A 15,398-nucleotide genomic window follows, 5' to 3' on the forward strand; every position below is an offset into this window, starting at 1 on the left:
ACTGCGGGCTTACTTGAAGTCCACGTCAAACGCTTGGTAGAAGGCGTTGCCGGTGTTGGCCACGATCCACATCAGCACGATCACGTGATGGCCTTTCTTGTTGCCCGGCAATTTCACTTCGTGGTTGATCTTGGCTTTCATCTCGGCGGAATGGCTGTAGTACGGGACCTGGGTGTAGAAGTCGTCGAAGAACGATGTCGGCTCCAGTTGCGCACGGCCGATGCGCTGTTCCGGGCTCCAGCCATCCTTGGTGATGAACCAGCTGTAGCCACGGGTGACATGGGGCGCGGTGTATTCCCAGGTGACCTTGAAGGTCTGGCCCGGATCGACGTTCAACAAGGGCCAGGTGAAGGGGCGGCCGAGCCTGACGCTCATTTCCTTGTTGGTGAAGTTGATGCAGTCTCGGGCATCCGTCTTGCCACCGCTGAGGATGTAGCGGTCGGCAGGTGGCGTGACACTGTCGCTGTCGGTTTGATACGGCGCCGCGAAGGGCCCCGCCGTCAGCGAAGGGAAGTTCTTGCCGCCTTCCATTTCGTTGACTTGCCAGCTACTCAGCAACCCCAGCTCTACGGCGACCGCACCGCGGCTGGAGGGGGAGGTGACACGACCGTGTCGAAGTTGAGGTTGAGTCTGTGGTTGGTTCATTTTTTCACTCCGTTGATTTTGAGAACTCTCCTTCCTGAGGAGAGGCCTCCAACCTAACGGCGCTGTTTTTTTTGTCCATCAGCCCATTTGAGCCCCGAATGAACCCGCCTTCGCAGATCACTCGCAAATACTGGATATAAAACCAGTACCCTGATCCAAGTCCTACGTCCTGTGTAGCAAAAGGATTACATCACCAGGTAGCAATCGGGGCATCGTACCGACTAGGGAAGCTGTGCCTTGTATTCCTTTTCGTATTGGCCGGCCAGGGCCTCTTTCTGCTTGTCGTCGAGCAGCTTGCCGGCCATCTGGAAGAACTTCTGCTCTTCCTCTTCCAAGTGATGATGAACCTTCTCGGACAGCTTCTTGGCGGTCGCCAGCCAGGCCGGGCTGGACATTTGTGTCTCATCCAGCTCTTCCATCATTTCGTCCATCTCATGGTGTTCGGAGATGGCGTGGCGGCTGAGATCGACGCCATTGTCGAACGCCATCAGCGGGATGTAGAAATGGCGCTCTTCGGCGGTTTCGTGGGCCTGGAGTTCAGACTTGAGCTGCTTGTAAGCCTCGACCCGCTCCGGGGTGTCGCCGTTGGTCTTGATGAGCGCTTTGGCATAGGTGCGCTGGCGGTCGTGACTTTCACGCAGGGCTTCAAAAATATTCACGGGTGATCCTCATTGGCCGCGTTCCGGAAGGACGCTCTTCAGGCTAGACATCCGGGCGCGAGCGAGGGTTCCACTCAAGGGGCTGGAACAACCGCAGGGGGTCGCGTTAGGCTTGCGGCTGTTGCCCCTCATGGCCATAAGGATTGAGCTGATGGAACTGCGTATCGAACAGTCGCAAAACCCCACCGAAGCCGAGGAGCAGGCGATCCTGCTGCCGTTGCGCGCCTATAACGCTTCAAAGGCCGGCGTTTCGAAGCAGGAGCCCATTGCCCTGCTGATTCGCGACGAGCATGACGAGATTCTTGGCGGTCTGTATGGTCGGGTTTTTTATCAGTGGTTGTACATCGAGTTGCTATCGGTACCGGAACAGGGTCGGGGACAAGGCATAGGCTCGAAGTTGATGCGGATGGCCGAAGACGTGGCGCGGGAGAAGGAATGCATCGGGGTCTGGCTCGACACCTTCGACTTCCAGGCGCCGGAGTTCTACAAGAAGCTGGGCTACAGCGAGGTGGGGCAGATTGTCGACTACCCGCCGGGGCATAAGCGCTTCTTTTTCCAGAAGCGCCTGATCAACGACGCATAACCTGCTCGTATGATCCACACCATCCAACTGTAGGAGTGAGCCTGCTCGCGATCGCGGAGTGACATCCAACATTGATGTCGACTGACCCGCCGCTATCGCGAGCAGGCTCACTCCTACAGGGGATGGGGGTCAACGCCTCAGGTCAGAGGCAGGTCGCCAGCGCCGCCAGGCGGCGCTTGGCCACAAAGTCATCTTGCTGTGCGTAGTAACTCAACACGGTGCCTGACGCATCGGTGGTCACGTCGACAAAGGACTCCGCAGAACGCGTGTAAACGGTGGACCCACCCTTCTCTCCCGGCTGCAAATACGCGCCGGCATCGACACCGAACACCGCCTCGTCCTGCCAGGAAAACTGCACGCACTGGGCGACGACTTTTTCCGGCTTGTCCGATTTCAGGGTTTTGTAAGGGGCTTTGGTGCGGGCATCGTTCATCACCGAGCCGGCGCATCCCGCCAGCAACGTCACGGCCAGCGCCACCATCAGAATTCGCATTGTGTTCGCTCATCAAGAAAAAGCGGACTGTATCACCGTGGCACGGCGTATCGTTCTGCTTTACTTCATTTATACCGCGACATCGCGTGACGATTCGCGCACCCTGTCGCGCCATTAACGTCGCATCGCCCGTTTTTTCCGGGCTCATTTTCTGGAAAGGTCATGACACCCAACGCCGAGTATTACAAACCGACCGCCGAATACGCTGACAAGCTGATCAGCCAGATCGGTCAGACGCCGTCCTGGATCGCCAAGCGCATTGGCGTCACCGACAAACGAATCCGTTACATCCTCGACGGCGAACGCACCGTCAAAGGCGAAACCACGCCGATCCAGATGACCTACCCCGAGCAGTTTGCCCTCGAGTGCCTGGCGGCTGCGGCCAAGGCCAGCAAGAAGCAATCTTCGTAAACCCGGGCCTCAAGGAGCGACCATGGCGGCAACCGAACAGCAACACGAGAAAGCGCTGAAGAAGTTTCTCGATGAGCGTCCTGAGCTGCGCAATGAGCTCGACAACCTCAACCCGCTGTTGGCCCAGGCCAAAGGCGAGACCGCGGCGCAATATCGTGACGAGCGCTTGCATGAGGCCTTCGAGGCCGAAGCCGAGCGCCTGGGTCTGTTTGCCTGGGAGCTGACATTGCAATTGACCGCCGTGACGCCTGAAGACTACGATTCTCAGCGTCTTGAAGTGCACAAGGAAGTGGCCGAGATGGCCGGTATGGACTGGCTGGAGTATTGCGAACTACATGGATTGATCAAGTGACCCTGATGGTCGCTGCCTGAGGACGACTTTCGCCGATGTTGCCATCCCTCTCGACTTCTCGCGCCAGCCCGGGCCATCTTCATATCCAGAAATGGCGCGGACGCATCGGCATGGTGCTGGTGGCCGCGCTCTCGGTGCTCGCCGGCATGACTGACGCCATCGGCTTCATGGCCAGCGGCGACTTTGTCTCCTTCATGAGCGGCAACACCACCCGCCTCGCCGTGGCCATCAGCGACGGCGATCTCGGGCTGACCCTGCGCCTGCTGATTCTCGTGACCACCTTCATTGTCGGCAACGCCTTGGGCATTGTCGTCAGCCGCCTCGGTGGCCGCCGGGCGCTGCCCTTGCTGCTGGGCATCGCAATGCTGCTCTGCGGCGCCGCGGCCTGGCCTTTTGACGAACAATTGCCGGCACTGCTGGCGACAATCATCGCCATGGGCATGCTCAACGCGGCGGTGGAGGAAGTGAACGGCTTGCCGGTCGGCCTCACTTACGTCACCGGCGCCCTGTCGCGCTTCGGGCGTGGGCTGGGGCGCTGGATGCTCGGTGAGCGGCGTAATGGCTGGCGGGTTCAGTTGATTCCCTGGACGGGGATGTTTGCCGGTGCCGTGCTCGGCGCGGTGCTGGAACACCACCTTGGGCTCAAGGCGTTGTTTGTCAGCGGGTTGCTGGCGGGCGCGATTGGATTGCTGTCGCTGAAGATTCCACGGCGATGGCAGTTGGGGTATATGCCGCGTTGAGCGGGTTATCACGTTCCGCATTGATGTCGCCTGACAGGCCGCTATCGCGAGCTGGCTCGCTCCCGCAGGGTTCTGTGGTGGATTTCAGTGTCATGCACCACCAAATACCTTGCAGGAGCGAGCCTGCTCGCGATGGCCGCGACTCGGTCTACGAGTAAACCCCCTTCGCCGCACTCGCGATAAAGCTTTATCATGACCGCAGTTTTGCTGATCGAGTCCGTCATGAAGTTCGCCATCGCGCTGTTTTCCGCCGCCCATGCGCCCTCCTCGCGCCGTGCCTTGCTGTTTGCCCAGGCAGCGCTGGCCGGCGGGCATGAGATTGTCCGGCTGTTTTTCTATCAGGACGGCGTCTACAACGCCTCCGGCAGCGTGGTCACGCCGCAGGATGAGCAGGACCTGCCCAAGCAATGGCGCGCCTTTGTCACCGAGCATCAGCTGGATGGCGTCGTGTGCATTGCCGCCGCCCTGCGCCGTGGCGTGTTGAACGCAGAGGAAGCCGGACGCTATCAGCGTGACGCCGTTGCCGTGGGCGCGCCGTGGGAATTGTCCGGCCTCGGCCAGTTGCATGACGCGGTGCAAGACGCTGACCGCCTGATCTGTTTCGGAGGCGCGTGAGATGGCTAAATCCTTGTTGATTATCAGCCGCCAGGCCCCGTGGTCCGGGCCGAACGCTCGGGAAGCGCTGGACATCGTGCTGGCTGGTGGCGCGTTCGACCTGCCGATTGGCTTGCTGTTTCTCGATGACGGGGTGTTCCAGCTCGCTGCGAAACAGGACGCCAAGGCCCTGCAACAAAAAGACCTGAGCGCCAACCTGCAAGCGTTGCCGATGTTCGGTGTGGAAGACCTGTATGTCTGTGGCCACAGCGCTGCCGAACGAGGTCTGGACCTCAACGGTCGGTCGCTTGAAGAAGCCCGGGTGCTGGCCACCCAGGAAATCACCGCACTTATTGACCGTTACGACCAGGTGATCACCCTCTGATGTCGACTTTGCATGTGTTGTCTCATTCCCCGTTCGGCGATGACCGCCTGACCAGTTGCCTGCGCGTGATCGGCACAAACGACGCGTTGCTGCTGACCGGCGACGCCGTCTATGCGTTGCAACCGGGCACCGCGCCGTTCAACGCGCTGAATGCCCGCCCGTTGAACCTGTTCGTACTGGCCGAAGACGCCCAGGCCCGTGCGTTGGCGGTTCCTGACGCGGCCAAAGCCATTGATTACCCCGCCTTCGTCGAGTTGTCGATTCACTACGACAAGGTGAACAGTTGGCTATGAATTCCCTGACAGTCGGCGCACGCGCCATCAAGTTGGACAAGGACGGTTTCCTGGTCGAACTGAGTGACTGGTCGAGCGAGGTGGCCAGCGCCCTCGCCGCCGCCGAAGACATCCAGTTGAGCCCGGAGCACTGGGAAATCCTCGAATTGCTCCGCACCTTCTACGCCGAATTCCAGCTATCCCCGGCCACCCGTCCGCTGATCAAGTACACCGCGTTGAAGCTCGGCCCGGAAAAAGGCAACAGCCTGCACCTCAACCGACTGTTCAAAGGCACCCCTGCCAAACTCGCCGCGAAACTGGCGGGCCTGCCCAAACCGACGAATTGCTTATGACTGACTTTCCAGCGCTGACCCTCGAAACGCCCGCCGAACACCCATTCGCCCAGTTCGTGCGGATCCTCGGCAAAGGCAAGCGCGGTGCCCGCGACCTGACCCGGGCCGAAGCGCGTGAAGCCATGGGCATGGTGCTCGACGACAAGGTCGAGGACACCCAGCTCGGCGCGTTCCTGATGCTGTTGCGGCACAAGGAAGAAAGCGCCGAGGAAATGGCCGGTTTCACCGAGGCCCTGCGCGAACGGTTGAACCCGCCAGCCCTGGCGGTAGACCTGGACTGGCCGACGTACGCAGGCAAGAAGCGTCACCTGCCGTGGTACCTGCTGGCGGCCAAATGCCTGGCGCAAAACGGCGTGCGCATCTTCATGCACGGCGGCGGCGCCCATACGGCCGGCCGGCTCTACACCGAACAACTGCTGGAAGGGTTGAACATCCCGTTGTGCCGCGACTGGCAACAGGTCGGCTCGGCGCTCGATAACGGCGGCCTGGCGTTTATGCCGCTGGTGGATTGGGCACCGCAGCTTCAGCGCATGATCGACCTGCGCAACACCTTGGGCCTGCGTTCGCCGATCCACTCCCTCACCCGCATTCTCAACCCGTTGGGTGCTCGCTGCGGCCTGCAAAGCATTTTCCACCCGGGTTACCAGGCGGTGCATCGCGATGCCAGCGGCTTGCTCGGCGACACCGCGATTGTGGTCAAGGGCGACGGTGGCGAAATCGAGATCAACCCGGATGCCGACAGCCACCTGTACGGCACCACCGGCGGCGAAAGCTGGGACGAGGAATGGCCGCAGTTGTCGAGTCAACGCCACGTCAAACCCGCCTCGCTCGATCCTGAACATTTGAAAGCCGTCTGGCGCGGTGACGTGGTCGACAGCTACCCGCAAATGGCCTTGATTTCGACCATGGCCCTCGCATTGCGTGGCCTCGGTCAGACCCGGGAACACGCCTTCGAAACGGCGCAGCAGTATTGGGACGCTCGGGACAGATCGATTTAACCGATCATAACCCTCGAACCTTTGCGCTATTTAATCGAACCTATATGAATAGACTCCTCTCCAACGCTTATTGATTGAGGAGTCTTGAACATGGGTTTGTTAGTTGAAGGTCGCTGGCAGGACCAGTGGTACGAAAGCAGCAAGGACGGCGCGTTCCAGCGCGAACAGGCGCAACGTCGCAACTGGCTGACCGCCGACGGCAAGCCCGGCCCGACGGGCGTCGGTGGCTTTGCAGCCGAAGCTGGCCGCTATCACCTTTATGTATCCCTCGCCTGTCCGTGGGCGCATCGCACGCTGATCCTGCGCAAACTCAAAGGCCTCGAAAACCTGATCGACGTCTCGGTGGTCAGCTGGTTGATGTTGGAAAACGGCTGGACCTTCGACCAGAACCTGGGCTCGACCGGCGACAAACTCGATCATTTCAATTTCATGCACCAGCGCTACACCGCCGATACCGCCGACTACACCGGCCGCGTCACCGTGCCGGTGCTCTGGGACAAACAGCAAAACCGCATCGTCAACAATGAATCAGCGGAGATCATCCGCATGTTCAACGGCGCCTTTGATGACCTGACCGGCAATGACCTGGATTTCTACCCGCCCCCCTGCGCGGCGAGATCGATGCGTTGAATGAGCGGATTTATCCGGCCGTGAACAACGGCGTTTATCGCGCAGGGTTTGCCACGTCACAGCAGGCGTATGAAGAAGCGTTTGATGATGTGTTTGCCGAACTGGATCGATTGGAGCAACTGCTGGGCGCCAACCGTTACCTGGTCGGCGAGTACCTGACCGAAGCGGATATTCGGCTGTTCACCACGCTGATTCGCTTTGATGCGGTGTATCACGGCCACTTCAAGTGCAACCTGCGGCGGATTGCCGATTATCCGAATCTGTCGAACTGGCTGCGGGAGATTTACCAATGGCCGGGCGTTGCCGAGACGGTGGATTTTCAGCACATCAAAAATCATTACTACGGCAGCCACAAGACCATCAACCCGACCGGGATTGTGCCGAAAGGGACGGCGCAGGATTTCACAGCAACCCATGATCGGGCGCGGTTGAACGGGAAAGGGGTTTGGCGCAGGGCCTGAGGTTTGTGCCGTTTTTGAGGCCCCCAATCGCTAGCAGGCTAGCTCCCACACTGGATTTTTGTCGTTCTCAAATCCCCTGTGGAAGCTAGCCTGCCAGCGATGGGCCGGGGTCGCGCTCGACCGACTCGGTCCGATCAGACTTGCGCCTGAGCCCCTTCAAACCAGGCCAGTTTCTCGCGCAATTGCACCACTTCCCCAACGATCACCAGCGTCGGCGCATGCACTTCATGCTCCGCCACCAGTCGAGGAAGATCAGCCAGCGTGCCGGTAAATACCCGCTGATTGACCGTGGTGCCCTGCTGAATCAGCGCCGCTGGGGTGTCCGCCCCGCGACCGTGCTTGATCAGTTGCTCGCAGATGATCGGCAAGCCCACCAGCCCCATGTAAAACACCAGGGTTTGTGCCGGCGCAACCAGGTCGGCCCACGGCAAGTCGGTGGAACCGTCCTTCAAGTGCCCGGTGACAAATCGCACCGACTGCGCGTAATCGCGATGGGTCAGCGGAATCCCGGCATATGCCGCGCAACCGCTGGCGGCGGTGATACCCGGCACGACCTGGAACGGGATGCCATGGGCCGCCAGTTCTTCGATCTCTTCACCGCCACGACCGAAGATGAACGGATCACCGCCCTTCAATCGCACGACCCGCTTGCCTTGCTTGGCCAGGTCGACCAATTGCTGATTGATCTGGTCCTGCGGCACCGCGTGATCGGCGCGACGCTTGCCGACGTAGACCCGCTCGGCATCGCGACGGCACAGATCGAGAATCGCCGGGGCGACCAGGCGGTCGTAGAGCACCACATCGGCTTGCTGCATCAGGCGCAAGGCACGGAAGGTCAGCAAGTCAGGATCACCGGGGCCCGCGCCCACCAAATACACTTCACCGGTGGCGACCGGCGCTTCGCCATTGATCTTCGCCAGCATCAGGCGTTCGGCTTCAGCACCCTGCCCGGCCAGTTGCCGGTCGGCAATCGGGCCCTGGAACACATCCTCCCAGAATGCCCGACGCTGCTGCACGTCCGGGAACAGGCGTTTGACCTGGCTGCGAAAACGCGCCGCCAGACCGGCCAATTGACCGTAGGTGGACGGAATCCAGGTTTCCAGTTTGGCGCGGATCAGCCGCGCCAGCACCGGCGCATCGCCGCCGCTGGACACCGCAATGATCAAGGGAGAACGGTCGACGATCGCCGGGAATATCACGCTGCACAAAGCCGGCGCATCCACCACATTGACCGGCACGCAACGCCGATGGGAATCAGCGGAAACTTGCGCGTTCAGCGGTTCGTCATCGGTGGCGGCGATGACCAGCCCGCAACCGTCCAGGTCCGCTTCGACGTAGCCCCGTAACAGGCACTCGCCGCCGCTGCCGACAACCAGCTCGCGCAGTTGCGGTTCGATTTCAGGTGCGACCACCCGCAGCAGCGCACCGGCTTCGGCCAGCAGGCGGGATTTGCGCAAGGCAATCTCCCCCCCACCAACGACCAACACACGACTGCCGCGAAGGTTATGGAACAGCGGCAGATAGTCCATTTAGCCGATGACCTCGAGGCCACCCATGTAAGGTTTCAGCACTTCAGGCACACGTATCGAACCGTCGGCTTGCTGGTAGTTTTCCAGCACCGCCACCAGGGTACGACCGACTGCCAGACCCGAACCGTTCAGGGTGTGAACCAGTTCAGGCTTGCCGGTTTCCGGGTTGCGGAAACGCGCTTGCATACGACGGGCCTGGAAGTCGCCGCAGTTGGAGCACGACGAAATCTCGCGGTACTTGTCCTGGCTCGGAATCCACACTTCCAGGTCGTAAGTCTTGACCGCGCTGAAGCCCATGTCACCGGTGCACAGTGCAATCGTGCGATAAGGCAGTTCCAGCAGTTGCAGGACTTTCTCGGCGTTGGCCGTCAGACCTTCCAGCGCGTCCATCGAGGTCGACGGTTCAACGATCTGGACCATCTCGACCTTGTCGAACTGGTGCTGACGGATCATCCCGCGGGTATCGCGACCCGAGGCACCGGCTTCGCTGCGGAAGCACGGCGTGTGGGCGACGAACTTGATCGGCAGCAGCTTCGAATCGACGATCTCGCCGGCGACGATGTTGGTCAGCGACACTTCAGCGGTCGGGATCAGGTACAGATCGGCTTCGCCTTCGCGGCTGATCTTGAACAGGTCTTCTTCGAACTTCGGCAGCTGACCGGTGCCTTGCAGCGCCGGGGCCTGGACCAGATAAGGCGTGTAAGCCTCTTCGTAACCGTGTTCGCTGGTGTGCAGGTTGATCATGAATTGCGCCAGGGCGCGATGCATACGGGCGATCGGGCCGCGCAACAGGGCGAAACGGGCGCCGGACAGCTTGGCGGCGGTTTCGAAGTCCAGCCAGCCGAACTTCTCGCCCAGGGCCACGTGGTCCTGGACCGGGAAATCGAACGCGGTCGGGGTACCCCAGCGGCGCACTTCGACGTTGCCGTCTTCGTCATCACCGATCGGCACGGATTCGTGCGGCAGGTTCGGGATGCCGAGCAGGATCGAATCCAGATCGGTCTGGATCCCGTCCAGCTCGACTTTACCGGCACTCAATTCGTTCGCCATACGCTCGACGTCGGCCATCAACGGCGCGATGTCTTCGCCGCGCTGCTTTGCCTGGCCGATGGATTTGGAGCGCGCGTTACGTTCAGCCTGCAGTGCTTCGGTGCGGGTCTGGACGGTCTTGCGCTGTTCTTCCAGCGCTTCGATGCGCGCAACATCCAGCGTGTAGCCACGGGATGCCAGGCGGTCCGCTACGTCCTGAAGGTTGCTACGTAACAGTTTGGAATCGAGCATGTCGGTCTCTCGTTATCAAAGTTTGGTCAAGGACAGGCCAGCCCAGGTGGCGAGCAGCCCGCCGAATACGCTGATGGCAGCATAGCCCAGGGCCAGCGGCATTTGCCCGGTTTCGAGCAGGCGCACCGTATCCAGTGAAAAGGATGAAAAAGTCGTCAGCCCCCCGAGGAAGCCGACCATCAACCCGGCGCGCACCTCGATCGGCACCTCCGGGCGTAGCAAAAACAGACCGTATAGAACGCCGATCAGCAAACAGCCGACGATATTAACGGCCAGCGTCGCGGTATAGAAGTGCCGCGGCCAATTAGCGTTGACCCAATTACCGGTGGCAAAGCGCAACAAAGTCCCGGCGGCACCGCCAACGGAAACAGCAATGACCAATGGAATCACTTATTTTCTCCGCTGCCGGGGGCTTAGACGGTCAAGTTGTGCAAGGTGATTGAGCTTTTCGCCGATCTTCAGCTCCAGGCCACGAGGCACGGGTTGATAGAACGGTTGCGGCTCGAGTTCTTCCGGGAAATAGTCTTCGCCAGCGGCATAGGCGTCCGGCTCATCGTGGGCATAACGGTATTCATCGCCGTAACCCAATTGCTTCATCAGCTTGGTCGGTGCGTTGCGCAAATGCAGCGGCACTTCCAGTGATCCGTGTTCGGTGGCGCTGCGCATGGCGGCCTTGAACCCCATGTACACCGCGTTGCTTTTCGGCGCACAAGCCAGATAAGTGATGGCCTGGGCCACCGCCAACTCGCCTTCAGGGCTGCCGAGGCGCTCCTGCACTTCCCACGCCGCCAGGCACAGGCTCAGGGCCCGCGGGTCAGCGTTGCCGATGTCTTCGCTGGCCATGCGCACCACCCGCCGGGCCAGGTACAGCGGATCGCAACCGCCGTCGATCATCCGCGCGAACCAGTACAACGCGCCGTCGGGATTGGAGCCGCGCACCGATTTATGCAGTGCGGAAATCTGGTCGTAGAACGCTTCGCCGCCCTTGTCGAAACGACGGCGGGTATCGCCGAGCAGACTTTGCAGCAGATCGATGCCGATCTCGCTGTTGTCTTCTGCCAGGTCCGAAGCGTTTTCCAGCAGGTTCAGCAGCCGCCGGCCATCGCCATCGGCAGCCGACAGGAGCATCTGGAAGCCTTCATCGCTGAGGGTCAGCTGGCGCTTGCCCAGGCCACGCTCTTCGGTCAGCGCCCGATGCACCAGTTTGCGCAGGGCCGCTTCGTCGAGGCTTTTGAGCACGTAAACGCGTGCCCGGGAGAGCAACGCGTTGTTGAGTTCGAAGGAAGGGTTTTCCGTGGTTGCGCCGATGAAAATCAGCGTGCCGTCTTCAACGTACGGCAGGAATGCATCCTGCTGCGACTTGTTGAAGCGATGCACTTCATCGACGAACAGGATGGTGCGCTTGCCGTACTGGCCGGCCTGCTGCTTGGCGATTTCCACTGCCTGACGGATTTCCTTCACGCCCGCCAGTACCGCCGAGACCGTTTCAAAGTGCGCATCCGAGACTTCCGCGAGCAACCGCGCCAGGGTGGTTTTGCCCACGCCCGGCGGGCCCCAGAAAATCATCGAGTGCAGGGCACCCTGCTCCAGGGCTTCGCGCAAAGGCTTGCCGCGAGCCAGCAGGTGTTCCTGACCGACGTACTCGTCCAGATTGGCTGCGCGCAAGCGGGCGGCCAAGGGTTGAGCGATCGGGGCACTGCGAAACAGGTCCATCACGTGCGGTTGAAACCTCGCTTTATTACGCAGTTCTCAAGTCTGGCGAAATCCTGTGGCGAGGGGGCTTGCTCCCACTGGACTGCGCAGCGGTCTCATTTCGGGGTGCGCTTCGCGCCCCAAGCGGGAGCAAGCTCCCTCGCCACACAAGCCAGCTCCAACAGGTTTTGCGTCTTACTCTTGAATGACGTCGGCACCCTTGGGAATGTCGAACTTGAACTTGGACGCCGGGATCGGCTCGTTGGCCTTCACCCCGGTGAACAGGATATTGGTGCGCTGACCGACGCTGTCGATCAGTTGCATGTCATTGACCAGGCCATTGCGGAACGACAGGCGCAGGCTGTCGAACAGGGTGTCCTTGGTTTTCGGTTTCAAGGTGAAGTCGATCACGCCGCCGGCTTCCTTGGCGCTGATGTCAAAGCTCTGGCTGATCTTGGACACGTCGCCGGACAGCAGCAGCGCAGGTGTCTGGGTCAGGCGCTGGTCAAGGGTCTTGATGGTGACCTGTTCCAGGTCCGGGTCCCACAGGGACACCTTCTTGCCATCGGAAACCATCAATTGCTCTTGCGGTGCGTCGGTATGCCAGTAGAACAGGCCAGGACGCTGCAGGGACATTTGCCCGGCCGTTTCCTGCAACTGGGTGCCGCTGCCATCCAGCGTCAGCTGAGAGAAGCGCGCAGTCAGGGTCTGGGATTTTTCCAGCAGTTGGGTCAGACGCGCCACGTCCTTGTCATCGGCGTGGGCCGAGAGCGTGGTCAAAGCCAGTACCGGCAGCAACAGCATGCGGATAAGACGCATGGGAGTCCTCATAACATTCGTGGGAGTTCGGGTGGCGCATCACTGCGCCATCCTTTCAAAATCAAATCAGTCGCGTACCGGGCCAGGCGCCAGGACTTCACGCGAACCGTTGGTATTCATGGACGTCACGACCCCGGCCATTTCCATGGCTTCGATCATGCGTGCGGCGCGGTTGTAGCCGATTTTCAGCTTGCGCTGAACCGCAGAGATGGACGCACGACGGCTTTCCAGGACGAACTGCACCGCTTCGTCGTAAAGCGCATCGGATTCGCTGTCTTCGTCGCCACCGCCACTGCCACCGTCGAAACCGCTACCGGCCTCCTCAACACCGGCCAGGATCTCGTCGTTGTATTCCGGTGCACCGCGCAGTTTCCAGGCTTCAACCACCCGGTGAACCTCGTCATCGGACACGAACGCACCGTGAACACGGATCGGCAGGCTGGTGCCCGGCGGCATGTAGAGCATGTCACCGTGGCCCAGCAGTTGCTCGGCACCGCCCTGGTCGATGATCGTCCGGGAGTCGATCTTGCTCGATACCTGGAACGCCATGCGCGTCGGGATGTTGGCCTTGATCAGACCGGTGATCACGTCAACCGACGGACGCTGGGTCGCGAGGATCAAGTGGATACCGGCCGCACGGGCCTTCTGAGCGATACGGGCGATCAGTTCTTCAACCTTCTTGCCGACGATCATCATCATGTCGGCGAATTCGTCGACGACAACGACGATGGTCGGCAGTTTGGTCAGCAGCGGCGCTTCGTCATGAATGCTTTCGCGTTTGTACAACGGATCGGTCAGCGGCGTGCCCGCGTCCTGAGCTTCCTTGACCTTGGCGTTGAAGCCCGACAGGTTTCGTACGCCCATCTTCGCCATCAGTTTGTAGCGACGCTCCATCTCCGCCACGCTCCAGCGCAAGGCGTTGGCCGCGTCCTTCATGTCGGTCACGACCGGGCACAGCAGGTGCGGAATGCCTTCGTAGATCGACAGCTCGAGCATTTTCGGGTCGATCATGATCAGCTTGGCGTCTTCCGGGCCGGACTTGAACAGGATCGACAGGATCATCGCGTTCACACCCACCGACTTACCGGAACCGGTCGTACCGGCCACCAACAAGTGCGGCATTTTCGCCAGGTCAGTGATGACCGGCTTGCCGCCGATGTCGTGGCCCAGGGCCAGGGTGACCGGCGACTTGAAGTTGTCGTACTCAGGGGTCGACAGCACTTCGGAGAAACGCACGATCTGGCGGTCCTCGTTGGGAATCTCGATACCGACGGTGGTCTTGCCCGGAATCACTTCCACCACACGAACGCTGGTCACGGCCAGGGATCGCGCCAAGTCTTTCGCCAGGTTGGAGATGCGGCTGACTTTGACGCCGGCGGCCGGCTGGATTTCGTAACGGGTAATGACCGGGCCCGGGTGGATCGAATCCACCGAGACTTCGACGCCGAATTCCTTGAGCTTGATTTCCAGCAAGTGGCCGACGGCGGCCAGCGATTCTGGAGAGTAATTGAGTTGTTTCTTTTCGGCCGGGTCGAGAATCGAGATCGGCGGCAAGGTGCCTTCGACGGCACTGTCGACGAACAAGGGCGCCTGCTTCTCTTTCTCGACGCGCTTGCTCGGCGCTGCCGGCTTGGGCGGTGCGGGCGCGATGACGGGCGGCACCTGCTTCTCGCGGTCCGACATGTGCTTGCTCAGGGCCTGCTCACGCTCGATGAGGCGTTCCTTGACCTTGGCTTGCTCGCGTTTGTCCGTAACCGTCGGGGCGACCACGTCATGCACGCGATCGTCGACTTCACGCAGCTGCGCCACCAGTTGTTTGCGCTCGACACGGGCGCTCCACCAGCGATTGGCCGCGCCTTGGAACAGTTCGAAAAGGTCGAGGGTGATCTTGCCGGTAACGTCCATCACCTTGAACCACGACAGGTCAGTGAACACCGTCAGGCCGAACAGGAACAGCGCGATGAACAATAACGTGCTGCCCTGGATGTTCAGCGCGTTCCTGGCCAGGTCGCCAAGACTTTCGCCCAACGCGCCGCCCGCACCGGCCGGCAGACCGGTCGCCGCATGGAAATGGATGTGCGCGAGTGCCGCGCCCGACAGCACCAGAAACACCAGGCCAATCAGGCGCCAGGAGAACAGCCAGCCGCTCCACTGCCACTGTTCGTGGCGCTGACGGAAGATCTGATAGGCCTTGATCGCCAGCAACAACGGGAAGATGTAGGCGAAGTAACCCAGCACCATGAACAGGATATCGGCGCTGTAGGAGCCGACCGGCCCGCCGAAGTTCTGTACGTCGTCGATCTTGCTGTTATGGCTCCAGCCCGGATCGTCCTTGCCATAGGTCAACAAGGCCATCATCAGGAACAGGCACAGGCCACCGATGGCGATCAATGCACCTTCCTTGAGCCGGTAGTGCAAGTGCTGGCGCCAGAGTGGAACGACGACTGTTTTGGGTGCTGCGGTGGATTTCTTCAAAACGCTTCTTTTCCTGCGCCCATGGC

The 15,398-nt window shown here is 60.7% G+C and carries 18 protein-coding genes and 1 pseudogene; 10 read left to right on the top strand and 9 right to left on the bottom strand.

What is annotated here, in order from left to right; all coding sequences use genetic code 11:
- Window positions 1-9 precede the first annotated feature (9 nt).
- Together AB4N91_RS15665 and AB4N91_RS15670 are read right to left on the bottom strand one after the other, a co-directional pair.
- Window positions 10-645 (bottom strand): lytic polysaccharide monooxygenase auxiliary activity family 9 protein, encoded by a 636-nt coding sequence (locus tag AB4N91_RS15665; RefSeq protein WP_145309621.1) that lies wholly within the window; start codon window positions 643-645, stop codon window positions 10-12.
- A 221-nt stretch (window positions 646-866) separates the two neighbouring features.
- The gene (locus AB4N91_RS15670) at window positions 867-1,304 is read right to left on the bottom strand and encodes a hemerythrin domain-containing protein (RefSeq protein ID WP_326838983.1); all 438 of its coding nucleotides are present in this window, start codon (window positions 1,302-1,304) and stop codon (window positions 867-869) included.
- A gap of 151 nt (window positions 1,305-1,455) precedes the next feature.
- Between AB4N91_RS15670 and AB4N91_RS15675 the strand changes: the two genes are divergently transcribed.
- On the top strand, window positions 1,456-1,887 hold the full coding sequence (locus AB4N91_RS15675; RefSeq protein ID WP_010458941.1) for a GNAT family N-acetyltransferase: 432 nt from the start codon (window positions 1,456-1,458) through the stop codon (window positions 1,885-1,887).
- 142 nt (window positions 1,888-2,029) lie between these two features.
- On the opposite strand, the gene AB4N91_RS15680 is transcribed toward AB4N91_RS15675, so the two are convergent.
- Entirely contained in the window at window positions 2,030-2,380 is a 351-nt protein-coding gene (locus AB4N91_RS15680; RefSeq protein WP_010458939.1) for a hypothetical protein, read from the bottom strand.
- 162 nt (window positions 2,381-2,542) lie between these two features.
- On the opposite strand from AB4N91_RS15680, the gene AB4N91_RS15685 reads away from it, so the two are divergent.
- The 9 genes and pseudogenes from AB4N91_RS15685 (at window position 2,543) to AB4N91_RS15725 (ending at window position 7,576) form a co-directional block, all read left to right on the top strand.
- Complete coding sequence (locus AB4N91_RS15685; protein WP_008154823.1) at window positions 2,543-2,791, top strand: hypothetical protein; 249 nt, start codon at window positions 2,543-2,545, stop codon at window positions 2,789-2,791.
- 22 nt (window positions 2,792-2,813) lie between these two features.
- Window positions 2,814-3,143: a DUF6388 family protein gene (locus tag AB4N91_RS15690; RefSeq protein ID WP_077748751.1), complete on the top strand. Its 330-nt coding sequence runs from the start codon at window positions 2,814-2,816 to the stop codon at window positions 3,141-3,143.
- Window positions 3,144-3,178: 35 nt separating this feature from the next.
- Window positions 3,179-3,883: a YoaK family protein gene (locus AB4N91_RS15695; protein WP_042932182.1), complete on the top strand. Its 705-nt coding sequence runs from the start codon at window positions 3,179-3,181 to the stop codon at window positions 3,881-3,883.
- A gap of 222 nt (window positions 3,884-4,105) precedes the next feature.
- Window positions 4,106-4,498: a sulfurtransferase complex subunit TusD gene (gene tusD / locus AB4N91_RS15700; RefSeq protein ID WP_010458929.1), complete on the top strand. Its 393-nt coding sequence runs from the start codon at window positions 4,106-4,108 to the stop codon at window positions 4,496-4,498.
- Between the two features lies 1 nt (window position 4,499).
- On the top strand, window positions 4,500-4,862 hold the full coding sequence (gene tusC / locus AB4N91_RS15705; RefSeq protein ID WP_077748749.1) for a sulfurtransferase complex subunit TusC: 363 nt from the start codon (window positions 4,500-4,502) through the stop codon (window positions 4,860-4,862).
- Window positions 4,862-5,155, top strand: coding sequence for a sulfurtransferase complex subunit TusB (gene tusB / locus AB4N91_RS15710; protein ID WP_282411158.1), 294 nt, complete (start codon window positions 4,862-4,864; stop codon window positions 5,153-5,155). The genes tusC and tusB overlap by 1 nt, the downstream gene beginning before the upstream one ends.
- Complete coding sequence (locus AB4N91_RS15715; RefSeq protein WP_424479761.1) at window positions 5,152-5,487, top strand: TusE/DsrC/DsvC family sulfur relay protein; 336 nt, start codon at window positions 5,152-5,154, stop codon at window positions 5,485-5,487. The genes tusB and AB4N91_RS15715 overlap by 4 nt, the downstream gene beginning before the upstream one ends.
- Complete coding sequence (locus AB4N91_RS15720; protein WP_460110965.1) at window positions 5,484-6,485, top strand: glycosyl transferase family protein; 1,002 nt, start codon at window positions 5,484-5,486, stop codon at window positions 6,483-6,485. Before AB4N91_RS15715 ends, AB4N91_RS15720 begins: the two co-directional genes overlap by 4 nt.
- A 90-nt stretch (window positions 6,486-6,575) precedes the next feature.
- Window positions 6,576-7,576: pseudogene (locus AB4N91_RS15725) on the top strand (glutathione S-transferase family protein).
- Window positions 7,577-7,710: 134 nt separating this feature from the next.
- Here the strand turns inward: AB4N91_RS15725 and cysG are convergent.
- From cysG to AB4N91_RS15755, 6 genes are all read right to left on the bottom strand, one after another.
- On the bottom strand, window positions 7,711-9,105 hold the full coding sequence (gene cysG, locus AB4N91_RS15730) for a siroheme synthase CysG (RefSeq protein ID WP_010458915.1): 1,395 nt from the start codon (window positions 9,103-9,105) through the stop codon (window positions 7,711-7,713).
- Window positions 9,106-10,386: a serine--tRNA ligase gene (gene serS, locus AB4N91_RS15735; RefSeq protein ID WP_010458913.1), complete on the bottom strand. Its 1,281-nt coding sequence runs from the start codon at window positions 10,384-10,386 to the stop codon at window positions 9,106-9,108.
- Between the two features lie 15 nt (window positions 10,387-10,401).
- Complete coding sequence (gene crcB, locus AB4N91_RS15740; protein ID WP_145309607.1) at window positions 10,402-10,776, bottom strand: fluoride efflux transporter CrcB; 375 nt, start codon at window positions 10,774-10,776, stop codon at window positions 10,402-10,404.
- Window positions 10,777-12,099 (bottom strand): replication-associated recombination protein A, encoded by a 1,323-nt coding sequence (locus AB4N91_RS15745; protein ID WP_010458909.1) that lies wholly within the window; start codon window positions 12,097-12,099, stop codon window positions 10,777-10,779.
- 174 nt (window positions 12,100-12,273) lie between these two features.
- A complete protein-coding gene (gene lolA / locus AB4N91_RS15750) occupies window positions 12,274-12,897 on the bottom strand; it encodes an outer membrane lipoprotein chaperone LolA (protein WP_007904916.1) in 624 nt (207 codons plus the stop codon).
- A gap of 66 nt (window positions 12,898-12,963) precedes the next feature.
- Window positions 12,964-15,372 carry a DNA translocase FtsK gene (locus AB4N91_RS15755; RefSeq protein ID WP_010458906.1) on the bottom strand — a complete coding sequence of 803 codons (2,409 nt, stop codon included), beginning with the start codon at window positions 15,370-15,372 and terminating at the stop codon, window positions 12,964-12,966.
- Window positions 15,373-15,398: the final 26 nt, after the last annotated feature.

This window comes from Pseudomonas sp. H3_D04, from assembly GCF_054669175.1.